The following is a 23,509-nucleotide window of genomic DNA, read 5'->3' as shown; positions in this document are numbered from 1 at the left end:
TTTGGGTGGTGCTGGGGGGGAAGAAAAGAGGTGTTGACGGTGGGGATTCCCTCTGCCGGGGGGGGGCCCACTTCGGGCTCCGGCGGCTAGGGCTTGATCGAGCGGTTAGCCAGGAAGGACTCGAGGACGATGGCGTTCCGCTGATCCGGGATCAGCAGCCAGGCCGCGAGGTAGATCACGAAGGCGGGACCGGGAAGCAGCGCGAAGAGCAGGAAACCGATCCGGACGAACGCCACGTCCACGTTCAGCTTGGCGGCGATCCCGCCGCAGACACCGCCCAACCAGCGCTGCGGTCCACGTTTCAGGCCAAGGCCCCTGACGGTATTGAAGAACTTTTCCATGGTTCAAGACTTCCCTGTTGTGCGTTCTTTGTCACGTCCCCGGGCCGAGAGCAGCCCGCCGATCACCAGTGCCGCGCCGGCGCCAATCATCAAGCCGATCAGCACATAGGTGCCGTTGAGGACCACCAGCCGGAGCTGGGAGACGATAAGGAGCGCGGCGAGGGCCACCACGATCAGCCCCCAGACGATCGTGCCCACACGTGCGGGGGAGTCCTGCGGCTCGGGGACCGCGGGCGCGTGGGGTGCGGCCGGGTTGCTGCCTTCCAGGTTGCTTTCCGCTCGGCCGGTCGGTGCGTCATAGCTGCTCATGTCAGTTCCCTTCCTTGATAGTGACGTTGCTGAAGGTGCCGTTGATTTCCACGATCAGTGTTTCCCCCGGTTTGTCGGTGTTGTAATTGCTTTGCTGGTTGGTCATACCACCGCGGTTCCGGCTGCCCTCATTAATGTTTCCCATGGTCATGTTGGCGCGGACCTCCACCGGAACGGTGTCCGGGATGACCACCGTGAGGTTGCTTGCCGTGGCGTCGATGGGGACCACGAGCGCGGTGCCCAGCGGCGGGTTGAGCGGGAACCTGGTCAGGTCCACGATCCCGGAGCCGGCCGTGATGTCGAACCCGCCACGGGCCTGCTCGATGCTCACCGGGGACCAGTCGGCGTTCTGCGGGCGGAAGTTGCTGTTGGGCAGCGCGCTGTAGATACCGCCGGTGATCAGGGCGGCAACGGCGAAGAACCCAAGGATGCCGGAGGTGCGGCCCCGGAGGCCTGCGAACAGGATGCCGAGACCCATGACTGCCGCGGCGCTGGCCCAGACAACGGCGTTACTGGCGGTGCCGAGGTCGATCACGTTGGCGACGTCGAGGGCCTTGAGACCGCCACCGACGAGCAGGGCCACTCCGGCCGTGACCGCGACGGCGGGGGCGCCGGGGCCGAAGTTCCTGGGCTTGGCCGGCGGAACAGGTCCGCCGCCGGGGACGGGGTGGTAGCCGCCGCCGGCAGGAGGGATGGGACCGGCCGGCGGAGGTGTGCCCCAGTCCGGCCCGGGCACAGGTGGCTCGCCGTAGCGGGGGAGCGTGCCGGACGTGCCATAGCCGGTGGTGGCGAAGGGCGCCGTCCAGGCCTGCGCCGACGGGGTTTCCGGGTTTGACGGGGTTGACGCTCCGGCCGGGGGCGCCGGGTAAGCGGAGCCCGCCGGGCCGGCAGGCTGGGGATTCGAGGACATTGGGGCGTCTCCGATCCGGGACTTGTTGCGCTGAGTCAGGTAGTAAACGAGCCAAATAACGCCGCCTACCCAGACGACTGTCCAGATGATGGGGCCGAAGCCGTAGCGGTCCCAGCCCCAGACGCCGGTGCCCAGGCTGGGGAAGCCGATGATCGCGGTGATCAGGGCCCCGGTCATCCCGGACGACCAGCGGCCAGCGGCGGCTTCCTGGACGTGGATGCGGCCGTCGGGTTCGGGCAGGAGTGCCCAGGCGATGCCGTAGAGCAGGACCCCGATACCCGCGAAGATGGTCAGGACGACGATGATGCCCCGGACAATCAGGGGGTCGACGCCGAAACGCTGTGCGATGCCGCTGGCGACGCCGCCGACCCAGCGCTCGCGGCCACGCTGGATGCCCTGACCTCGGATCCAGTCGAAGAAATTCTGCGGCTGGCCGGCTGCCGGCGGGCGCGTCGGACCGTAGTAGGCCGGCGGCGTTGGGCCGGTGTGGGGCGCGCCGGAGTAGGGCGGCGGGGGAGGAAGCATTCCGGGGCCGGTGTGGCCAGTGGGTCCGGTTGGGCCAGCCGGGAAGTCCAGCGGCAGAGTGGCGGACTTATCCAGACGGAGAGTGGCAGACGAATCAACAGGGGGCGTCGAGTCAACGGAAGGCGTCGCGTCAACAGGGGCCGTCGCGGCAACAGGGGCCGTCGCGGCGGTATCAACAGGAGTCGTCCCTGCCGGGTCTGTGGGCGCGGATCGGGTGGCGGACCGGCCGGCCGGCTCATCAGCGGACTGCCCGGGGGTGCGGCCTGCGGGGACGGGGCCTTCATCGGGGTTGGGAGTGTGCGGATTCATACTTCGATCCTCCCCTCCGGCGCAGATCCGCTCTACTGGGGAACACCCTGAACTGTCCCTGAGTCGCCCCTGGTTAGGGCCGGGAACGGGTCCGGGGCACCCTGATCCGTGTTTGGATTGACTCATGACAACCGCTGTGTCCCGTCCGCCGCTGGTTCGCGGCAGTGACCGGGTGATTGCCGGCGTCTGCGCCGGCCTCGCACGCCATCTGGGCTGGCCGGTGCGGCTGGTCCGGATTGGCATGGTGGTAGCCGCGCTCGCCGGCGGCGCCGGCGTAGCGTTCTATGCCTGGCTGTGGATTATGGTGCCCACCGCCGACGAAAGCGCCAGGCGCAATGCCGGCCGGCCGACGTCGCCCATCGCCCCGGCGGTCAGCGCACCCTTTGCGGCGCCGGACGCCCCGGCCTATGCCCCCTACGGGCGTTTCCGCACAGTCCCCTACGCAGACCACACCGCCTTCGACCCGTACCCGGAGCACACCGCCTTCGACCCCTACCCGGACCGCGTGCACAGCTACGGCCTCCAGGCCCACGACGGGTCAGCGGCGGCGGCCACGTCCCCTGCCACTGCGGCCGCCACGTCCCCCGCTGCGGCGGCGGGGGTGTATCAGGGAGTGCCCGCGCCAGCCGCGACGGGTCCGGCTGACACGTGGCGGGGCAGGGCCACCTCCATCCGCTACGGCAAGGAGATTCTGCTGGGCGCGGGGCTGCTGCTGGCGGCCGGGATCCTGATCGCCCGCCTGCTGGGGGTTGATGTTCCGCTCGGAACCCTGATTCCGGTTGCGGCCATCCTGGGCGGCGCGGCCATTGCCTGGATGCAACTGGATGAGAGCCGCCGGGCGGGGATCGTGGACAGGACCAAGGCGGACCAAGCCGGCGGCTGGGCCCGGCTGGCGGCCGGGCTGGCGCTCGTGGTGGCCGGGGTCCTGGTCATGGTCTCCGGGTCCGGGTCCTGGGAACAGACCTGGCTGGCCCTGCTGTCCTCGGTGGCGGTGCTCGGCGGTGTGGCACTGGTCCTGCTGCCCTGGGGGCTGAAATTCATTCGGGACCTGGAGACGGAGCGGGCCGGCCGGGTCCGCGCGACCGAACGGGCTGAGATCGCGGCACACCTGCACGACTCCGTGCTGCAGACCTTGGCCCTGATCCAGCGGCGCGCCGGCAACGAGACCGACGTCGTCCGCCTCGCCCGCGCCCAGGAACGCGAGCTGAGGGGCTGGCTGTATCGGGACCCGGGCAAGGAAGCCGGGCAACTGTCCGAGGGTATTCAGGCCGCTGCGGCGGAAGTCGAGGACTCCCTGGGCCACGCCGTCGAGGTGGTCAGCGTGGGCGACTGCGCCATGTCCGAACGCCATGAGGCTCTCGTCCAGGCGGCCCGCGAGGCGATGTTGAACGCGGCCCGGCATGGCGGCGGTCCGGTGTCGGTGTACCTCGAAGTGGCCGACGGCTCCGCGGAGGTGTTCGTCAAGGACCGCGGACCCGGCTTCGACCCGGACACCATCCCCGAAGACCGGCTCGGAGTCCGCGAATCGATCATCGGACGGATGAACCGCAACGGCGGAACGGCCACCATCAACAGCAGCGCGGATGGCACCGAGGTGCGGCTGAGGCTGCCCTCCGGGGCCCCGGAAGCCGGCGCCACCAGCAACAGCGCCAGGAACAACGGTGTCAAAAACAACGGCGCCAAGTACATCGGTGCCAAGAACAACGGAGAGGCACGACTGTGAGCAACACCGAAGCGGGGAGCCCGCAACCGGGGATCCGGGTGGTCATCGTGGATGACCACGCCATCTTCCGGTCCGGCCTGAAGGCCGATCTGGACCCGGACATCGTTGTTGCCGGCGAGGCCGGAACAGTCGAGGAGGCGGTGGCGGTGATCGCGTCCGTGCGTCCCGACGTCGTGCTCCTGGATGTCCATCTGCCGGGCGGTCTCGGCGGCGGCGGCCGCGAAGTGCTGGCAGGTTCGGCGCCGCTGCTGGGCAGCACCCGGTTCCTGGCGCTGAGCGTCTCGGACGCGGCGGAGGATGTCGTTTCGGTGATCCGGGCCGGGGCGCGCGGCTACGTGACCAAAACCATTTCGGGAGCGGGGATCTCCGACGCCGTCCGCCGGGTCGCCGGTGGCGACGCCGTCTTTTCGCCCCGGCTGGCGGGCTTCGTGCTGGATGCGTTCGGAACCGCCCCCGCCGATATCGCCGACGACGAACTGGACCGGTTGTCCGCCCGCGAGCTCGAGGTGATGCGGCTGATCGCCCGCGGCTACAGCTATAAGGAAGTGGCCAAGGAATTGTTCATCTCGATCAAGACGGTGGAAACCCACGTCTCGGCGGTGCTGCGCAAGCTCCAGCTCTCCAGCCGGCACGAACTCACCCGCTGGGCCGCCGAACGCCGCCTCCTCTGACGCTCCGCCCCGTGGCGGCCTAGAACCGGACGCTCCCGCCCGGTGTACCCGGGGGGACATGCCCATTCCTGGGCTCCAACCGTGGGCCAAATGCCATTCTGCCCACGGTTGGTCTCGACGGCTGGACATGTCCCGCGGTGCGTGGTGCAGGGGCTGGACGTGTCCCGCGGTGCGTGGTGCGGGGGCTGGACATGTCCCGCGGTGCGTGGTGCGGGGGCTGGACATGTCCCGCGGTGCGAGGTGGGGGAGCGCCGGTCTATTGCTGCAGGATCCGCGGGTGCGTCCTACTGGGCCTTGCCGAGGAAGTCCTGCAGTCGGGCGACGCCGGTTGCCAGGTCCTCGTCGCCGAGGGCGTAAGAGAGGCGAAGGTAGCCGGAGGGGCCGAACGCCTCGCCCGGGACCACCGCCACTTCGACCTCGTCCAGGATCAGGGCCGCGAGCTCAGCCGAGGTCGCCGGCCGGACGGGCCCGTTCGCGGACGGGAACTCCTTGCCGAGCAGGGCGCGGACGTCCGCGTAAACGTAGAAGGCGCCCTTCGGCGTCGGGCATTCGACACCCTCGATGGCGTTCAGCCCGGCCACGATGGCTTTGCGGCGGCGGTCGAAGGCCAGCTTCATCTCGTCGACGGCGGTCAACGGACCGGACACCGCGGCGAGGGCAGCCATCTGCGGGATGTTGGAGACGTTCGACGTGGCGTGCGACTGCAGGTTGGTGGCGGCCTTGATCACGTCGGCCGGGCCGATCATCCAGCCGACGCGCCAGCCGGTCATGGCGTAGGTTTTCGCAACACCGTTGAGGATGACCACCTTGTCGCCCAGTTCCGGGACGGCGGTCGCGATCGAGGTGAAGGGCACGCCGTCGTACGTCAGGTGCTCATAAATCTCATCGGTGACAACCCACAGGCCCTTCGAAGCGGCCCACTGGCCGATCTCCTTGACCTGTTCCGGGGAGTACACGGCGCCGGTGGGGTTGGAGGGGGAGACGAAGAGCAGGATCTTGCTGCGGTCCGTCAGGGCGCCCTCAAGCTGCTCCACCGTGACCAGGTATTCCTGCTCGGGCCCGGCGAAGACCTCGACCGGCACGCCCCCCGCAAGGCGGATGGCTTCCGGGTAGGTGGTCCAGTACGGCGTGGGGACGATGACCTCATCGCCCGGATCGAGCAGCGTGGCGAAGGTGTTGTACACGGCCTGCTTGCCGCCGTTGGTGACGAGCACCTGGGACGCCTCTGCCTTGTAGCCGGAATCGCGGAGCGTCTTGGCCGCGATCGCCTGTTTCAGCTCCGGCAGCCCGCCGGCAGGGGAGTAGCGGTGGAACTTGGGCTGGACGGCGGCTTCGATGGCTGCCTGCACGATGTAATCGGGGGTCGGGAAGTCCGGTTCGCCTGCGCCGAAGCCGATGACCGGGCGGCCGGCCGCCTTCAACGCCTTCGCCTTGGCATCAACAGCCAACGTGGCGGATTCGGCTATGGCGGAAATTCGCTGTGAAATGCGGGCGGCGGGCATCGCGGGTCCATTCTTTGCTTGCAGCTTCGGTGGCTGCTTGTGGGCTTCGACGGAAACTACTCTATGCTGTTCACCGGATCGACCGGCGTGCCGCCGCGGAATGTGACTGCTGCGGCGTCCAAAAGGTATCGCGGCAGGGTTTAGCTTCTGGCCCTCGGGGCTGGTTTTCGCGACACGACGCCGGTCCGGCCGGGCCGGTTCGACGTAGGCGCAGTTGTTGCGTAGACTGGTTCTCCGGTGTTGAAAACACGATGATGGTCTGCGCCTCAGGGAAATCTGGGGAACCGGGCCGGAACAGGTTTCGATCCATAGGGTAGTGGCGCAATTGGTAGCGCAGCGGTCTCCAAAACCGCAGGTTGCAGGTTCGAGTCCTGTCTGCCCTGCGCAAGCTGTTCCGGTTTCCCTGGAACAAGCGCAGCAACCATGGTTCAGTTCAGAGCCGGGTATCCGACTTTGCGAGGATGAGTGAGGACCAGGTGACCGAAACAGCTGCAAGCAGCTCCAGTGGCCGCCCCGCCAAGAATGCCCCCAAGGCAGGCCTCTTCGCTCGACTTGCACTCTTCGTCCGCCAGGTCATCGGCGAACTGAAGAAAGTCGTTGCACCGACGCGCAAGGAATTGATCAACTACACGCTCGTGGTGCTGGTGTTCGTGATCATCATGATGCTCCTCGTCACCCTGCTGGATCTGGCCTTCGGGACCGGAGTGGGCTGGGTATTCGGCGGCGCGGGCAGCGGAGACAGCTAGATCCGACCGGTCCGCAGACTGCGTGGATTACCACCGGGATACCGGAGGTTCTGCGGGGTGTGCGGAATTGAGTCATTTAAATAGGCATGTTAGGCAATGAGGAAGCAGGAGACCAAGTGTCTGAGCAGGAGCTCGAGGTAACTGAGACTGAGCTGGATAAGAGCCAGGACGCCGCGGTGGAAGCCGGGGAAGAGTCCGAGGCTGTGTCTGCTGCGCCCGAATCTGACGTCGCCGACGAGACCGCTGACACGGCGGAAGCCGGGGAAGCCACCGCTGACGAGTCCGCCGAGGCGGACACCGACGACGACGAAACGGCAGAGGCCGACGAAACCGCAGAGGCCGGCGAAGCAGCCGAGGCCGGCGACGAAGATACTGACGGTGAGTCCGGCGACGCGCTGGCCGCTGCCGCCGCCGCCGCCGAGGTTGATCCGGCCGATGAGTTCAAAGCCAAGCTGCGCCGCCAGGAAGGTGACTGGTACGTCATCCACTCCTACGCCGGTTACGAAAACCGCGTCAAGGCCAACCTCGAAACCCGCATCCAGACCCTGGACATGGAAGATTACATCTTCGAAATCCAGGTCCCGATGGAGGAAGTCGTTGAGATCAAGAACGCTCAGCGCAAGGTCGTCAACCGCGTCCGGATCCCCGGTTACGTCCTGGTCCGCATGGACCTGACGGATGCCTCCTGGGGCGCCGTCCGCCACACCCCCGGCGTCACCGGCTTCGTGGGCAACGCCCACAACCCGGTCCCGCTGCGCCTCGATGAGGTCTTCTCCATGCTCGCCCCGGTCTTCGAAGAAGAGCAGGCCGAGAAGGGCAAGCCGATCAAGCACGCTGCCGCGCAGATCGACATCGACTTCGAGGTCGGCGAGTCGGTCATCGTCAAGGAAGGCCCCTTCGAGACGCTTCCGGCCACGATCTCCGAAATCAAGGTGGACTCCCAGACCCTCGTGGTGCTGGTCTCCATCTTCGAGCGCGAGACCCCGGTCACGCTGTCATTCAACCAGGTCAGCAAGATCTAGTTTTCCCCACAGAATTCGCCCCGAACTGCCCGCTTTAGCAGTCAGGGGCGGCCGGCCGCCTCGCCATGGCGGCCACCAACCTGAGGCACGCTCCTGTGTCCCAGGACGTAATTGAGAGAAGGACCCTACATTGGCTCCCAAGAAGAAGGTCACCGGCCTCATCAAGCTGCAGATCCAGGCAGGTGCCGCTAACCCGGCCCCGCCGATCGGTCCTGCGCTTGGCCAGCACGGTGTCAACATCATGGAATTCTGCAAGGCGTACAACGCTGCGACGGAAGCCCAGCGCGGCAACGTTATTCCTGTTGAAATCACGGTCTACGAGGACCGGTCATTCACGTTCATCACCAAGACCCCGCCGGCTGCAGAGCTCATCAAAAAGGCTGCAGGCGTTGCCAAGGGTTCCCCGACCCCGCACACCGTCAAGGTTGCAAAGCTGACCCAGGCCCAGGTCAACGAGATCGCCACCACCAAGATGGAAGACCTCAACGCCACCAGCCTGGAAGGCGCCGCGAAGATCATCGCCGGCACCGCCCGTTCCATGGGTATCACCGTCGAAGGCTAATAGCCTTCCCCGCCGGGCAACCGGCACCACCTAAACATTGAAATGTCGGAAATCCGGTACGGACCAACCGTTCGGAATCCCGACTGTGGCAGGGCCCAGCGCGGTCCGCAGACCACAACTGCACAAGGAGAATAAGCAGCATGGCAAAGCGCAGCAAAGCATATGAGGCAGCCGCAGCCAAGATCGACGCGGAGAAGTTCTACGCGCCGTTCGAGGCAGTGACGCTGGCCAAGGACACCAACCCGTCCAAGTTCGACGCCACCGTTGAGGTTGCATTCCGCCTGGGTGTAGACCCGCGCAAGGCTGACCAGATGGTCCGCGGCACCGTTATCCTGCCGCACGGCACCGGTAAGGTCTCCCGCGTCCTCGTTTTCGCAACGGGCGACAAGGCTGAGGCAGCAATCGCTGCCGGCGCCGACTTCGTTGGTTCCGATGACCTGATCGAAAAGATCGCAGCCGGCTGGACCGACTTCGACGCCGCCGTCGCCACCCCTGACCTCATGGGCAAGGTTGGCCGCCTCGGTAAGGTTCTGGGTCCGCGTAACCTGATGCCGAACCCGAAGACCGGCACCGTGACCGCTGACGTCGCCAAGGCCGTCAACGACATCAAGGGCGGCAAGATCGACTTCCGCGTCGACAAGCACTCGAACCTGCACTTCATCATCGGCAAGGTGTCCTTCGACGCCCTGAAGCTGGCCGAGAACTACGCCGCCGCTCTGGAAGAGGTCCTGCGCCTCAAGCCGTCCGCTTCCAAGGGACGCTACATCCAGAAGGCCACCGTCGCCACCACCTTTGGCCCGGGCGTCCCGGTTGACCCGAACGTCACCAAGGTCCTGACCGAGGTCTAATCCTCAGCAGTCAGACAGCATGGAAAGACCGTCCCGCTTCCGCGGGGCGGTCTTTTCCGCATTCCCGGGTCCGGTTAGGCTGTCCCCGTGACAGCCGCGACCTACCGCATTGAACGCCTCCTGGTACCGGACGCCCTCGACTCCCCGGACGCCGCCGAGTTCCTGGGCGTCGGGGAATTGTGCGATGCCCTGACGCTCCAGACCTGGGGCAACCTCGACCGGGCAACGCCGCCCGCGGCCCGGCTGCAGTTTTGGCGGGACAACGACTACCGTCAGGTCCGGCTCTTCTTCGTGCGTCAGGACGGGCGGATGGCTGCCCGGTCGTGGGTCCGCTGTGAGGTCCTGGAGAACCTCCGCAGCGCGATGGTCCACGTCGATGTGCTGGAGGAGTACAGCGGCCGGGGGATTGGACAGGCCCTGCTGCGCCATGCGGAAGCGCTGGCGGCCGCGTCGGGCCGCGCCATCCTGCAGAGCTACACGGAGCATCCCGCCGGCTTCGACCCGGAAGACCGGGACACCACCGTGAGGCCGGCCACCGGAACGGGAGCGGTTCCCGCTGGCGCGCGGGGTGTCCGCTTTGCGCTGAAGGCCGGGTACCGGCTGGAGCAGGTCTCGCGCTTCAGCGCCCTGGACGTCCCGGTTCATGCCGCATCGTGGGATGCCCTGGAGCGGCAGGCCGTGGCCAGTGCGGGAGAAGAGTACGAGTTGCTGTCCTGGACCGGCCGCTGCCCCGATGAGCACGCGGAGCAATTCGCGGTCCTGATGTCCCGGATGAGCACGGATGCCCCAACCGGAGCATTGAGCGTCGACGCCGAGCGGTGGGACGTGGCACGGGTCCGGCACATTGAGGACAAATGGAGGCGGGCCGGACTGGTCCCGCTCGTGGCAGCCGCCGGGCACCGGAACAGCGGGGAACTGGCCGCCTACTCCGCGCTGCAGCTCACGGAGGCGAAACCGTGGCTCGCCGACCAGGACGACACCCTCGTAGCCGCCGGCCACCGCGGGCACCGGCTGGGCATGCTCGTGAAGATCGTCAACCTCCGCCGCGTGCTGGCGGAGTACCCGGCAGTGGAACGTGTGATCACCTTCAACGCCGCCGAAAACGACCACATGCTCGCCATCAACGTCGCCCTCGGCTTCCGCCCCGCCGGCTATGACGGTGAATGGCAGCGGGTGGTTACCGGGGCACCGATGGAACGGTAACCCAAACCGGCATATGCTGGCGATGGAAAGTCTGGCGGCTGCCGGGTTTCCGGTACCCGTGGATGGCAGATTGGCTGGGGAAGATGCCCGGGATGGCAAACGACGTACGGATTGAACAGTTGTGGATTCCCGATTCTTTGGACGGGCAGGACGCGGCCGACTTCATCGCCGCCGTCGAAGTGGGCCGCAAAGTTCGGATGCAGACCTGGGGAACCGACGATCTCGCCTACGCGCCCCGCGAAAAGCTGCTGGAATTTTCCGACCCGTACGAACGCCAGGTCATCCTCGTGGCCAAAGTTGGAGGTCAGATCGTTGGGAGCGTCGACATTGCCCTGCCGCTCTCGGACAACCTCGATTTGGCCGAATTTGCCCTCGACATCCTGCCGGAGTTCCAGGGCCAGGGCGTAGGCCGGCAACTGCTGGAAGCCGCGGAGCACTTCGCCCGCGACGAGGGCCGCCACACGATCCTGATTGACACGAACCACCCGAGCGCCTCGCTGGGGGACAGCGACGCGGGCCAGCTGATCCCAGGGACAGGCCTGGGGTTCGTCCCGATGAACAGCCGGGACGTGGAGTTCGCCCGGCAAAGCGGCTACACCCTGCAACACATCGAACAATTCAGCGCCTGCCGGCTGCCGCTCGACACTGTGCTCGTCGAGGAGCTGGAAACCGAGGCCGAGGAGGCCAACGCCGGCCGGTACCGGCTGCACCACTGGACGGACCGGTGCCCGGAGCAGTGGCTCGAAGCCGTCGCCGCGCTGGAAAACAGCGCGGGCGAGGACGGCGTGCCCGGCGTGGACGACGGGGGCATGGTGTTCGACGCCGGCATCCTCCGCGAGGCCGAAGACGTCGCCATTGCGCAGGGACGCCGGACGGTGGTCACCGCCGTCGAGCACCTCGCCAGCGGCGAGCTCGTGGGGCTGACCACCATCAGCGTCCTCGCGCTGCGCCCCGACGTCGTGTTCCAGGACGACACCGTGGTCCTGCGGGAGCACCGCGGCAACAAGCTGGGCCTGCTGATCAAGGTCTCGAACATGGAGCGGCTCTCGGAGCAGTTCCCGGATGCCCGGGTCCTCTACACCTGGAACGCCCCGGAAAACCGGTACCTGCTCACCGTCAACCGGCAGCTGGGCTTCACCACCGCAGGCGTGACGGGCATCTGGCAAAAGGAACTGCCCAACTTCGGCCCCAGCAACAGCTGAACAGCCCCCCGGGCCAGCAGCCAGCAACAGCAGACCGGGCCCGATTTGGAGCGCGCGCCTCCTCTCGCGTAAGCTGGGGGGACCAAAGACCGTCGGTTGTTGGAAATCCACTCTCCCAAGCAAGACTCACTTCTGCAGTCGCGCCGGGAGAGCCAGTGGATCTCCAGACGAAGGACCCTGAACATAGGGCGGCCGGCGCAGGTGAACGAAGCAAAGCTCCGCAGTCATGGACTGCGTCGAGACAAGCCCCGTGCATCTGCGCGGGGCGTTTTTAGTTTTTAGCTCTTTTGAGCGGGGACCGGGAAACACCGGCACTATCCCCGGAAGGAGGGTTATGGCAACGCCTAGCAAGGTTTCAGCAGTAGCTGAGATCACTAACGATTTCAAGGAATCGAACGCCGCTGTCCTGACCGAATACCGCGGGCTCACCGTTGCACAGCTCAAGCAGCTGCGTGTCTCTCTCGGCCAGGACACCAAGTTCTCGGTCGTCAAGAACACCCTGACCGCCATTGCAGCCAAGGAAGCTGGTGTCGAAGCATTCGACGGTCAGCTCGCCGGCCCCACTGCAATCGCGTTCATCAAGGGTGACGCAGTTGCAGCTGCCAAGAGCCTGACGGATTTTGCCAAGACCAACAAGCAGCTGGTTATCAAGACCGGTTACTTCGAGGGCAAGGCACTGAACGCCAGCGAAGTTGCTGCCCTGGCAGCACTCGAGTCCCGCGAGCTGCAGCTCGCCAAGGTTGCAGGCATCCTCAAGGCTCCTGCTGCCGCCGCTGTACGCATCATCGACGCACTGCGCCTCAAGCTTGAAGAAGAGAACGGCGCACCGGCTGAAGCCGAAGCGCCCGCCGCTGAAGAAGCCCCGGCCGATGCAGCAGCTGAAGCTCCGGCTGACGCCGCAGCCGAGGCTCCCGCCGACGCCGCAGCCCCCGAAGAGAACTAACTCTCTAAACCAGACTCCGGTGCGAAGGCACGGCTCCGGCCGCCCGAGCACCACAATAGGAAGGACGCCACACCATGGCGAAGCTCACCAACGAAGAGCTCATTGCAGCTTTCAAGGAACTGACCATCATCGAGCTCTCTGAGTTCGTCAAGCTCTTCGAAGAGACCTTCGAAGTTACGGCTGCTGCTGTTGCAGTTGCTGGCCCCGCTGCCGGCGGCGCCGCTGAAGAAGAAGAGCAGACCGCATTCGACGTCATCCTGGAGCACCCGGGCGACAAGAAGATTGCAGTGATCAAGGAAGTTCGCGCCATCACTTCCCTGGGCCTCAAGGAAGCCAAGGACGTTGTTGACAGCGCTCCGAAGGCCATCCTCGAAGGCGTCACCAAGGAAGCTGCCGAGAAGGCTATTGCTCAGCTCGAAGAAGCCGGCGCACGCGTTACCCTCAAGTAACTCGCCGCTTCAGAACTGGCCGGGAACCTCGCGTTTCCGTTCCGCTCCGGGAAACCCCGTCCACTCCGGTGGGCGGGGTTTCCTGCGTTCCGGGCGGAAGCCTCACAGCAACGCGGGGTCACTTACGGCCCATCCCGCCGGTCGGGATGGGCCGTAAGTGACCCCGCGTTGGTTCTTGTTAACCCGGCTGCGCTAGTTACATAGCTCCGTGGGAGTCAGGCGGGTGCGGGTCAGTTGGGTTCGGAGATGTCCGCGACGACGGCGCCGAGGGCGGCGGTCAGGGCGTCGGCGTCCACGAAGGCGCTGTAGCCGTGTTCCCCGGCGCCGAGCGAAATTCTGCGGCCGGTGATGGTCCGGTCCGCATACACCGGCCAGGCCACCGTGCTGCCGAGCGGGGTGATGGTGCCCCGCTCGTAGCCGGTGGCGTCCAGGGCAGCGTCCGCCGTCGGGAGCGAGAGCTTGTTGACCCCGAGCAGGGCGCGGAGCTTGGGCCAGGAAATCTGCCGGTCGCCGGGGATCAGCGCGAACAGGAAACTGCCGTCCTTGTGCTTGACCACCAGCGACTTCACGATGTCCCCGGGCTGGATGCCGAGGATCTGGGCCGCCTCCGCCAGGCTGCCGGCGGCCCGGCGCTCCACAAGCTGGACACTGAGCCCGCGGGCGGCGGCATCGGCCAGGAACCGCTCCCGCCCGGCGCCGTCACCAGCCGCCACGGATTCAGCGCCGGAGTCCGGCGCTGCGCCGTCTGTCATGGCTCAGTCGCGGTACAGCAGCAGCGCTTCGCCCTGGCCGCCGCCGCCGCACAGGGACACCGCGGCCTTGCCGGACCCGCGCCGCTTCAGCTCGTGCGCCGCATGCAGGGCAAGCCTGGCGCCGGAAGCGCCAATCGGGTGGCCCATGGCGATCGCGCCGCCGTGGATATTGCACTTCTCCAGCGGATAGTCGAGGTCCTTGAGCGACTGCACGGCCACGGAGCCAAAGGCCTCGTTGATCTCGATGAAGTCCAGGTCGGCAGCGGACCAGCCGGCCTTGTGCAGGGCGCTCTTGATCGCGTTGGAGGGCTGGGAGTGCAGCGAGTTGTCCGGACCAGCTACCTGCCCGGGCTTTCCGACGACGGCGAGGTACTCGAGGCCGTTGTCCCGGGCGAATTTCCGCGAGGTCAGCACGAGGGCGGAGGCGCCGTCGGACAGGGGCGAGGAGTTGCCGGCGGTGATGGTGCCGTCGGTGACAAAGGCTGCCCGCAGCCCGGCCAGCGAGGAGGCCGTGGTGTCGGGCCGGATGCCTTCATCAGCGGTCAGGACCAGCGGGTCGCCCTTGCGCTGCTTGACGCTGATCGGGGCAATTTCGCCGTCGAACACCCCGTCCTTGGCGGCACGGGCCGCGCGCTGGTGGGATGCCGCCGCTACCTCGTCCTGGGAAGTGCGGTCAATCCCCAGGGTGAGGTTCCTGGTCTCGGTTGACAGGCCCATCGAATGCCCGTCGAAGGCGTCCGTCAGCCCGTCGTGGGCCGCGACGTCGAGCGCCTGCACGGTTCCGTAGGTCCAGCCCTGCCGGGATCCGGGGAGGATGTGCGGCGCGCGAGACATGGACTCCTGCCCGCCGGCGACGACGACGGTCGCGTCGCCGGCCCGGATCATCCGGGCCGCGTCGATCACCGCTGTCAGACCTGAGAGGCAGACCTTGTTGATGGTCACCGTGGGCACGTTCCAGCCGATGCCGGCGCCGATGGCGCTCTGGCGGGCCGGGTTCTGGCCGGCCCCGGCCTGCAGCACCTGGCCCATGATCACCGAGTCCACCTGCTCGGCTTTTACCCCGCTGGCGGCCAGTGCCGCCCGGATGGCGTGGGCGCCGAGCTCGACGGCGGTGAAGCCGGCGAGCTGCCCGTTGAGGCGCCCCTGGGGTGTGCGGGCGGCGGCGAGGATGACAACATCATTGTCGTCTGCAGAGTTGCTCATGGTTATCTCTTCCGATCTGTGTCGATATACAGCAAGGTTATCGTGACCCCCGTCACGGGGCCATTTGACTGCCGGCGGCGGCTGGCAGCGGCTGGCCTGCGGCCGACGGCGGCCGTCCTGCGGACCGGGGCCGCCCCTCCGACGGCCGCCCGGCGGCGGGCAGCAGGCCACGCAGTGAAGAATGCGGCAGACCCTGCGGGGGACGCCGGGGCCGGTGCTTGCATTCCCGGGCGAAGTGGGGTAGACAAGTAGGTTGCTTTGCCGTATCGTAGATATTTGCGTCTTCCCTGTTTACCTTCAGCCTTCATATAGCGGTGGGCTTAGCCTGGCAGCTGCGCCATCAATGTGCCGTCAACCACGGCACCAGCGTGGGCAGCCCGGGCCCCGGGTCATATAGCGGAACCGGACTGGTAGCACTGCGGAGTCACTCTGCAGGGTACATAGCGGGGGAGATCTGAAAACGCCTGAAGGTCTGTGGAAGGATCCCTCTTGGTCGCCTCGAGCACCTCTAATGTAAACAACGCTGCAACCGCTATCAATGCCGACAGTACCGACGGTGCAACCCGCCGGCTCTCATTCGCAAAGATTCACGAACCGCTTGACGTTCCGAATCTGCTTGCCCTGCAAACCGACAGCTTTGACTGGCTGGTCGGCAACGAACGCTGGCAGGCACGCGTCGCCAAGGCCGTCGAAGAAGGCGACCTCAGCGTCGCCACCTCCTCGGGTCTGTCCGACATCTTTGAAGAGATCTCCCCGATCGAGGATTTCCAGGGCACCATGTCCCTGAGTTTCTCCGAGCCGGAGTTCGCTGATCCGAAGTACACCATGGCCGAGTGCAAGGACCGGGACGCAACATACTCGGCTCCGCTGTACGTCAAGGCCGAATTCATGAACAACAACACGGGCGAAATCAAGCAGCAGACCGTGTTCATGGGTGACTTCCCGCTGATGACCGAGAAGGGCACCTTCGTCGTCAACGGCACCGAGCGTGTCGTCGTCTCGCAGCTGGTCCGCTCCCCGGGCGCCTACTTTGAGCGCACCGCCGACAAGACCAGCGACAAGGACATCTTCACCGCGAAGATCATCCCGTCCCGCGGCGCCTGGTTCGAACTCGAAATCGACAAGCGCGACCAGGTCGGCGTTCGCCTCGACCGCAAGCGCAAGCAGTCCGTCACGGTGCTGCTGAAGGCCCTCGGCTGGACCGAAGGCCAGATCCTCGAAGAGTTCGGCCAGTACGACTCCATGCGCGCAACGCTGGAGAAGGACGCCACCGAAACCCGCGAGGATGCCTTGCTGGACATCTACCGGAAGCTGCGACCGGGCGAGCCGCCCACGGTCGAGGCTGCCCAGTCCCTGCTGGACAACCTGTACTTCAACTCCAAGCGCTACGATCTGGCCAAGGTCGGCCGTTACAAGATCAACCGCAAGCTCGGCATCGACCGCTCCCTTGGTGACAAGGAAGCGTCTGTCCTGCACGTTGAAGACATCGTCGCCATGATCAAGTTCCTTGTTGCCCTGCACGCCGGTGAGAAGACCCTCACGGGCAAGCGCGACGGCCAGGACCACGAGCTGCGCGTTGAGATCGATGACATCGACCACTTCGGCAACCGCCGCATCCGCGCCGTCGGCGAGCTCATCGAGAACCAGGTCCGCACCGGCCTGTCCCGGATGGAGCGCGTCGTCCGCGAGCGGATGACGACCCAGGACGTCGAGGCCATCACGCCGCAGACGCTGATCAACATCCGCCCCGTTGTGGCAGCCATCAAGGAGTTCTTCGGAACCTCCCAGCTGTCCCAGTTCATGGACCAGAACAACCCGCTGTCGGGTCTGACCCACAAGCGCCGCCTGTCGGCCCTTGGCCCGGGTGGTCTGTCCCGTGACCGTGCAGGCATGGAAGTCCGAGACGTTCACCCGTCGCACTACGGACGTATGTGCCCGATCGAAACTCCTGAAGGCCCGAACATTGGCCTGATCGGTTCGCTGGCCTCCTACGGACGGATAAACCCGTTCGGCTTCATCGAGACCCCGTACCGGCTTGTGTCCGAGGGTGTCGTCTCCGACGAGGTCGAGTACCTCACGGCCGACGACGAGGCTGAGGTCCTGATTGCCCAGGCCAACGCCCCGCTCGACGAGAACAAGAAGTTCGCCGAAGAGACCGTCCTCGTCCGTGCCCGTGGTGGTGGAGGCGAGCCCGTGCTGGTCCCCGCCGGCGAGGTCGAGTTCATGGACGTTTCCCCGCGCCAGATGGTGTCGGTGGCTACCGCCCTGATCCCATTCCTCGAGCATGACGATGCAAACCGCGCACTCATGGGTGCCAACATGCAGCGCCAGGCCGTGCCGCTGGTCCGTTCCGAGGCGCCGTTCGTCGGCACCGGCATGGAGCGCGCCGCTGCAGTCGACGCCGGTGACGTCACCATCGCGAAGAAGGCCGGTGTGGTTACCGAGGTCTCCGCTGAGCTGGTCATCATGCTCAACGACGACGGTACGGAAACCAACTACCGGATCAACAAGTTCGCCCGCTCCAACCAGGGCAACTGCTACAACAACCGCGTTCTGGTGAGCGAAGGCCAGCGCCTGGAGGTCGGCGGCATCATCGCTGACGGCCCGGCAACGGACCAGGGCGAACTGGCCCTCGGAAAGAACCTGCTCGTGGCGTTCATGTCATGGGAAGGCCACAACTTCGAGGATGCCATCATCCTGTCCCAGCGGATCGTGGCGGAGGACGTGCTGTCCTCCATCCACATCGAGGAGCACGAGATCGATGCCCGCGACACCAAGCTTGGTGCCGAGGAAATCACCCGTGACATCCCGAACGTGTCCGAGGAAGTCCTGGCCGGCCTGGACGAGCGTGGCATCATCCACATCGGCGCCGAGGTCGAAGCCGGCGACATCCTGGTCGGAAAGGTCACGCCCAAGGGCGAGACCGAGCTGACCCCGGAAGAGCGCCTGCTGCGCGCCATCTTCGGAGAGAAGTCCCGCGAAGTGCGTGACACCTCCCTGAAGGTTCCGCACGGCGAGTCCGGCACCGTGATCGGTGTCCGCGTCTTCGACCGCGACAACGACGATGAGCTGCCCCCGGGCGTCAACCAGCTGGTCCGCGTCTACGTGGCTGCCAAGCGCAAGATCACCGACGGTGACAAGCTCGCCGGCCGTCACGGCAACAAGGGTGTTATCTCCAAGATCCTCCCGATCGAGGACATGCCCTTCCTTGCCGACGGTACCCCCGTTGATATCGTCCTGAACCCGCTGGGTGTTCCGGGCCGTATGAACGTCGGCCAGGTGCTGGAAACACACCTCGGCTGGGTTGCCAAGACCGGCTGGAAGATCGAAGGCGAGCCCGAGTGGGCCAAGCAGCTGCCGAACCTGCCGCGCGAGAGTGGCTCGACCACTGTTGCAACGCCGGTCTTCGACGGCGCCCGTGAAGAGGAAATCACGGGCCTGCTCGACTCCACCAACGTCACCCGCGACGGCGTCCGCCTGATCAACTCCTCAGGCAAGACCCGTCTGTTCGACGGCCGCTCCGGCGAGCCGTTCCCGGATCCGATCTCGGTCGGCTACATGTACATCCTGAAGCTCCACCACCTGGTGGACGACAAGATCCACGCGCGCTCCACCGGCCCGTACTCCATGATCACGCAGCAGCCGCTGGGTGGTAAGGCACAGTTCGGTGGCCAGCGCTTCGGTGAAATGGAAGTGTGGGCGCTCGAAGCTTACGGCGCCGCATACACGCTCCAGGAGCTCCTCACGATCAAGTCCGATGACATTCACGGTCGTGTGAAGGTCTACGAAGCCATCGTCAAGGGCGAGAACATCCCGGAGCCGGGCGTTCCTGAGTCCTTCAAGGTCTTGATCAAGGAAATGCAGTCGCTGTGCCTGAACGTGGAAGTTCTTTCCACGGACGGAACCACAATTGAAATGCGTGACTCTGATGACGCAGTCTTCACGGCTGCGGAAGAACTGGGCATCGATCTGTCTCGTGCAGAGCCCAGTTCCGTAGAAGAGGTCTAGCAGGTGATGTACGACGGCGGGTGACCACCCGCCGTCGTACATCCCTCCCTCTTCCCGTAACCCAAGACTTCAGAATTTAGAGAACAAGAGAGAACAGGGACCATATGTCCAGCGAATCCTCCTTCGGCCTCATGCAGATCGGCCTCGCCACCGCGGATGACATCCGGGGCTGGTCTTACGGCGAGGTTAAGAAGCCGGAAACCATCAACTACCGCACGCTCAAGCCTGAGAAGGACGGCCTCTTCTGCGAGAAGATCTTCGGCCCGTCCCGCGACTGGGAGTGCTACTGCGGTAAGTACAAGCGCGTGCGCTTCAAGGGCATCATCTGCGAGCGGTGTGGCGTTGAAGTCACCCGCGCCAAGGTCCGCCGTGAGCGCATGGGCCACATCGAGCTGGCCGCCCCGGTCACGCACATCTGGTACTTCAAGGGTGTGCCGTCCCGTCTGGGCTACCTCCTTGACCTGGCACCGAAGGACCTCGAAAAGGTCATCTACTTCGCCGCCTACATGATCACGAGCGTCGACGCCGACAGCCGCCACGAAGAACTGCCCAACCTCCAGGTTGAGCACGACATCGAGAAGAAGCAGCTGATCGACAACCGCGACTCGGACATCGCCACGATCGCCCGCGACCTCGAGAACGAGATTGCCCGTCTCGAGGGCGAAGGCGCCAAGGCTGCCGACAAGAAGAAGGCCCGCGACTCCGCTGACCGCCAGATGGCTAACGTCCGCAAGCGCGCGGATGCTGAAATCGAGCGCCTCGAGCAGGTCTGGGACCGCTTCAAGAACCTCAAGGTCGCTGACCTTGAAGGCGACGAAGGCCTGTACCGCGAACTGCGCGACCGTTACGGCATGTACTTCGAAGGCTCCATGGGTGCCGAAGCCATCAAGAAGCGTCTTGAGAACTTCGACATGCAGGCCGAGTCGGACATGCTCCGCGACACCATCGCCAACGGCAAGGGCCAGCGCAAGACCCGTGCCCTGAAGCGGCTCAAGGTGGTCAACGCGTTCCTGACGACCAGCAACAGCCCGCTCGGCATGGTGCTGGACGCCGTCCCGGTGATCCCGCCGGAACTGCGCCCGATGGTCCAGCTGGACGGTGGCCGCTTCGCGACCTCCGACCTCAACGACCTCTACCGCCGCGTGATCAACCGGAACAACCGACTCAAGCGCCTGCTTGATCTCGGTGCCCCGGAGATCATCGTCAACAACGAGAAGCGCATGCTTCAGGAAGCTGTTGACAGCCTCTTCGACAACGGCCGCCGCGGCCGTCCGGTCACCGGACCGGGCAACCGTCCGCTGAAGTCCCTGAGCGACATGCTCAAGGGCAAGCAGGGTCGTTTCCGCCAGAACCTCCTGGGTAAGCGCGTTGACTACTCCGGCCGTTCCGTGATCGTCGTCGGTCCGCAGCTGAAGCTGCACCAGTGTGGCCTGCCGAAGCAGATGGCGCTGGAGCTCTTCAAGCCGTTCGTGATGAAGCGCCTGGTTGACCTCAACCACGCCCAGAACATCAAATCGGCCAAGCGGATGGTTGAGCGCTACCGCCCGCAGGTCTGGGATGTCCTCGAAGAGATCATCACCGAGCACCCCGTGCTGCTGAACCGTGCACCTACCCTGCACCGTCTCGGCATCCAGGCGTTCGAACCGCAGCTGGTGGAAGGCAAGGCCATCCAGCTTCACCCGTTGGTTTGTGGCGCCTTCAACGCTGACTTCGACGGCGACCAGATGGCAGTGCACCTGCCGCTGAGCCCCGAAGCCCAGGCTGAAGCCCGCATCCTGATGCTGTCCTCGAACAACATCCTGAAGCCGTCTGACGGCCGCCCGGTGACGCTGCCTTCGCAGGATATGATCATCGGCCTCTACCACCTGACCACCAAGCGTGTCGGTTCAGCTGGCGAGGGCCGGATCTTCTCCTCCGTCGCGGAAGCCATCATGGCGTTCGACCTGCACGAGCTGCACCTGAACTCCCAGGTCAAGATCCGGCTCGAGGGCTTTATCCCTTACGCCGGCTGGGAAGCTCCGGAAGGCTACGAGCCGGGTCAGACCGTGCTCGTCCAGACCTCCCTGGGCCAGGTCCTCTTCAACGAGACCCTGCCCGCGGACTACCCGTGGGTTGAGAACGTTGCCGACAAGGGCGAACTGTCCACCATCGTCAACGACCTCGCCGAGCGCTACCCGAAGGTCGTCACCGCGGCAACGCTGGACAACCTGAAGGATGCCGGTTTCTACTGGGCCACCCGGTCCGGCGTCACCGTCGCCATCTCCGACATCGAGGTGCCCAAGGACAAGCCGCGGATCCTCGCCGGTTACGAGACCATGGCCGCCAAGATCCAGGGCCAGTACGATAAGGGCCTGATCGACGACGACGAGCGTCGCCAGGAACTGATCGAGATCTGGAACAAGGCAACCAACGAAATCGCCCAGGTGATGCGGGACAACCTGTCCCCGATGAACACCATCAACCGCATGGTGTCCTCCGGCGCACGTGGTAACTGGATGCAGGTCCGCCAGATCGCGGGTATCCGTGGCCTGGTGGCCAACCCTAAGGGTGAGATCATCCCGCGTCCGATCAAGTCCTCGTACCGCGAGGGCCTGTCGGTGCTGGAATACTTCATTGCCACGCACGGTGCCCGAAAGGGTCTGGCTGACACCGCGCTGCGTACCGCCAACTCGGGTTACCTGACCCGTCGCCTGGTGGACGTCTCGCAGGATGTCATCGTCCGCGAAGAGGACTGCGGCACGGAGCGCGGCCTGATGACCGCCATCGCCGTCGCTGACTCCAACGGCGAGCTGGTCCTGGACGAGAACGTCGAGAACAGTGCGTACGCCCGCACCCTGGCCGTGGATGTCGTTGACTCCAAGGGCAAGGTCCTGGCAGCAGGCGGCACCGACTGCGGCGACGTGGTCATTGCCGAACTGTTCGCAGCCGGCATCACCGAGGTCAAGGTCCGCTCTGTACTCACCTGTGAGTCCAGCGTCGGCACCTGCGCCCTGTGCTACGGCCGTTCGCTGGCCACGGGCAAGACCGTCGACATCGGTGAGGCTGTGGGCATCATCGCCGCACAGTCCATCGGCGAGCCGGGCACCCAGCTGACCATGCGTACGTTCCACACCGGTGGTGCTGTTTCCTCCAGCGGTGGCGACGACATCACCCAGGGCCTGCCCCGTATCCAGGAGCTCTTCGAAGCCCGTACTCCGAAGGGTGTCGCACCGATTGCTGAAGCAGCCGGCCGCATCGCCATCGAAGAGTCCGAGCGCCAGATGCGCCTGGTCATCACCCCGGATGACGGATCTGAAGAGATCGCTTACCCGGTGCTGCGCCGTTCACGTCTTCTGATCGAAGACGGCGAGCACGTCAGCGTCGGCCAGAAGCTCATCAACGGACCGGTCGATCCCAAGCAGGTTCTGCGCATCATGGGCCCCCGTGCCGCGCAGAAGTTCCTGGTGGACGAAGTCCAGGGCGTGTACCGCAGCCAGGGCATTGGTATCCACGACAAGCACGTCGAGGTTATTGTCCGCCAGATGCTGCGCCGCGTCACGGTCATCGAGTCCGGCGAATCGGATCTGCTGCCCGGCGAGCTCGCCGAGCGCAGCCGCTTCGAGGAGGCCAACCGCCGCGTTGTGTCCGAGGGCAAGACGCCGGCTTCCGGCCGTCCCGAGCTCATGGGCATCACGAAGGCGTCCCTGGCCACCGAGTCCTGGCTGTCCGCGGCTTCCTTCCAGGAAACCACCCGCGTCCTGACGCAGGCGGCCATGGAAGGCAAGAGCGATCCGCTGCTCGGCCTCAAGGAAAACGTCATCATCGGTAAGCTGATCCCGGCCGGCACGGGTCTCCCGCGCTACACCGAGGTCACCGTGGAGCCCACTGAAGAAGCAAAGGCCAACCTGTTCACCGGCCCCAGCGCCTTCAGTGACTTCTCCTACGATTCCCTGGGCGGCGACGGAGCTCCTGAGTTCCACGCCATCCCGCTGGATGACTACGACCTGGGCAGCGACTTCCGCTAACCCGCCCTAACACCCACGCGGGGTCACCTACGGCCCAATCCGCACCCCGGATTGGGTTCGTAGTGACCCCGCGTTGCTGTTTAAGGGTCGGGGCGTCCGGGGCTTTCCTCCGTCGTCCGGGCGGGCCTTCCCGGTGCTGGATCCCCGCCGATTAAGGGCTGGGACCTGACCGTGTTAGACTTGAGACTAATTGTTATTGTGGCAGTGGATGAGTGCGCCGATTGCAGCTGAAAGGCTGAATCAGGTCGACGTTTCCGGTTTGCAGGGTTCTTGTGCA

Annotated in this window: 18 protein-coding genes and 1 tRNA gene; 13 read left to right on the top strand and 6 right to left on the bottom strand. The window is 65.5% G+C overall.

Features of this window, described 5'->3' with window-relative positions; translation table 11 throughout:
* Positions 1-86: 86 nt before the first annotated feature.
* The 3 genes from AC50YM_RS04605 to AC50YM_RS04595 are packed head-to-tail and all read right to left on the bottom strand — an operon-like array spanning position 87 to position 2,085.
* Complete coding sequence (locus AC50YM_RS04605) at positions 87-341, bottom strand: PspC domain-containing protein (RefSeq protein ID WP_494955787.1); 255 nt, start codon at positions 339-341, stop codon at positions 87-89.
* Positions 342-344: 3 nt separating this feature from the next.
* Positions 345-650 carry a hypothetical protein gene (locus AC50YM_RS04600; RefSeq protein WP_494955786.1) on the bottom strand — a complete coding sequence of 102 codons (306 nt, stop codon included), beginning with the start codon at positions 648-650 and terminating at the stop codon, positions 345-347.
* Between the two features lies 1 nt (position 651).
* Positions 652-2,085 (bottom strand): PspC domain-containing protein, encoded by a 1,434-nt coding sequence (locus AC50YM_RS04595; protein WP_494955785.1) that lies wholly within the window; start codon positions 2,083-2,085, stop codon positions 652-654.
* Between the two features lie 433 nt (positions 2,086-2,518).
* On the opposite strand from AC50YM_RS04595, the gene AC50YM_RS04590 reads away from it, so the two are divergent.
* Positions 2,519-4,117 carry an ATP-binding protein gene (locus AC50YM_RS04590; RefSeq protein WP_494955784.1) on the top strand — a complete coding sequence of 533 codons (1,599 nt, stop codon included), beginning with the start codon at positions 2,519-2,521 and terminating at the stop codon, positions 4,115-4,117.
* Positions 4,114-4,788, top strand: coding sequence for a LuxR C-terminal-related transcriptional regulator (locus AC50YM_RS04585; protein WP_494955783.1), 675 nt, complete (start codon positions 4,114-4,116; stop codon positions 4,786-4,788). Before AC50YM_RS04590 ends, AC50YM_RS04585 begins: the two co-directional genes overlap by 4 nt.
* A gap of 284 nt (positions 4,789-5,072) precedes the next feature.
* Here the strand turns inward: AC50YM_RS04585 and AC50YM_RS04580 are convergent, their stop codons facing one another.
* A complete protein-coding gene (locus AC50YM_RS04580) occupies positions 5,073-6,290 on the bottom strand; it encodes a pyridoxal phosphate-dependent aminotransferase (protein WP_494955782.1) in 1,218 nt (405 codons plus the stop codon).
* Between the two features lie 310 nt (positions 6,291-6,600).
* Between AC50YM_RS04580 and AC50YM_RS04575 the strand changes: the two genes are divergently transcribed.
* The 9 genes from AC50YM_RS04575 to rplL all read left to right on the top strand — a co-directional run bounded on the left by AC50YM_RS04575 (position 6,601) and on the right by rplL (position 13,265).
* Positions 6,601-6,673 (top strand) — tRNA-Trp (locus AC50YM_RS04575).
* Positions 6,674-6,751: 78 nt separating this feature from the next.
* Positions 6,752-7,036: a preprotein translocase subunit SecE gene (gene secE, locus AC50YM_RS04570; RefSeq protein WP_494955781.1), complete on the top strand. Its 285-nt coding sequence runs from the start codon at positions 6,752-6,754 to the stop codon at positions 7,034-7,036.
* Positions 7,037-7,152: 116 nt separating this feature from the next.
* A complete protein-coding gene (gene nusG / locus AC50YM_RS04565) occupies positions 7,153-8,058 on the top strand; it encodes a transcription termination/antitermination protein NusG (RefSeq protein ID WP_494955780.1) in 906 nt (301 codons plus the stop codon).
* Positions 8,059-8,188: 130 nt separating this feature from the next.
* Complete coding sequence (gene rplK, locus AC50YM_RS04560) at positions 8,189-8,620, top strand: 50S ribosomal protein L11 (RefSeq protein WP_024365990.1); 432 nt, start codon at positions 8,189-8,191, stop codon at positions 8,618-8,620.
* A 140-nt stretch (positions 8,621-8,760) separates the two neighbouring features.
* Positions 8,761-9,468 carry a 50S ribosomal protein L1 gene (gene rplA, locus AC50YM_RS04555; protein WP_494892911.1) on the top strand — a complete coding sequence of 236 codons (708 nt, stop codon included), beginning with the start codon at positions 8,761-8,763 and terminating at the stop codon, positions 9,466-9,468.
* 87 nt (positions 9,469-9,555) lie between these two features.
* Positions 9,556-10,671, top strand: a complete 1,116-nt coding sequence (locus AC50YM_RS04550) for a GNAT family N-acetyltransferase (protein ID WP_494955779.1) — start codon at positions 9,556-9,558, stop codon at positions 10,669-10,671.
* Between the two features lie 92 nt (positions 10,672-10,763).
* Positions 10,764-11,873 carry a GNAT family N-acetyltransferase gene (locus AC50YM_RS04545; RefSeq protein WP_494955778.1) on the top strand — a complete coding sequence of 370 codons (1,110 nt, stop codon included), beginning with the start codon at positions 10,764-10,766 and terminating at the stop codon, positions 11,871-11,873.
* A 334-nt stretch (positions 11,874-12,207) separates the two neighbouring features.
* The gene (rplJ, locus tag AC50YM_RS04540; protein ID WP_479810493.1) at positions 12,208-12,816 is read left to right on the top strand and encodes a 50S ribosomal protein L10; all 609 of its coding nucleotides are present in this window, start codon (positions 12,208-12,210) and stop codon (positions 12,814-12,816) included.
* Between the two features lie 74 nt (positions 12,817-12,890).
* Positions 12,891-13,265, top strand: a complete 375-nt coding sequence (rplL, locus tag AC50YM_RS04535) for a 50S ribosomal protein L7/L12 (protein WP_494955777.1) — start codon at positions 12,891-12,893, stop codon at positions 13,263-13,265.
* 230 nt (positions 13,266-13,495) lie between these two features.
* Here rplL and AC50YM_RS04530 read toward each other — a convergent pair whose 3' ends face one another.
* Complete coding sequence (locus AC50YM_RS04530; protein WP_494955776.1) at positions 13,496-14,017, bottom strand: aminoacyl-tRNA deacylase; 522 nt, start codon at positions 14,015-14,017, stop codon at positions 13,496-13,498.
* A gap of 3 nt (positions 14,018-14,020) precedes the next feature.
* A complete protein-coding gene (locus AC50YM_RS04525) occupies positions 14,021-15,220 on the bottom strand; it encodes an acetyl-CoA C-acetyltransferase (protein WP_494955775.1) in 1,200 nt (399 codons plus the stop codon).
* A 489-nt stretch (positions 15,221-15,709) separates the two neighbouring features.
* Here AC50YM_RS04525 and rpoB point away from each other — a divergent pair, with 489 nt between their 5' ends.
* Both rpoB and AC50YM_RS04515 read left to right on the top strand, forming a co-directional pair.
* Positions 15,710-19,228 carry a DNA-directed RNA polymerase subunit beta gene (gene rpoB / locus AC50YM_RS04520; protein ID WP_494955774.1) on the top strand — a complete coding sequence of 1,173 codons (3,519 nt, stop codon included), beginning with the start codon at positions 15,710-15,712 and terminating at the stop codon, positions 19,226-19,228.
* Between the two features lie 104 nt (positions 19,229-19,332).
* Complete coding sequence (locus tag AC50YM_RS04515) at positions 19,333-23,232, top strand: DNA-directed RNA polymerase subunit beta' (RefSeq protein ID WP_494955773.1); 3,900 nt, start codon at positions 19,333-19,335, stop codon at positions 23,230-23,232.
* The last annotated feature ends 277 nt before the right edge of the window (positions 23,233-23,509 follow it).

The sequence above is a fragment of the Pseudarthrobacter sp. RHLT1-30-1 genome (assembly GCF_059383415.1).
This window is presented reverse-complemented; position numbering and strand designations above follow the sequence as displayed.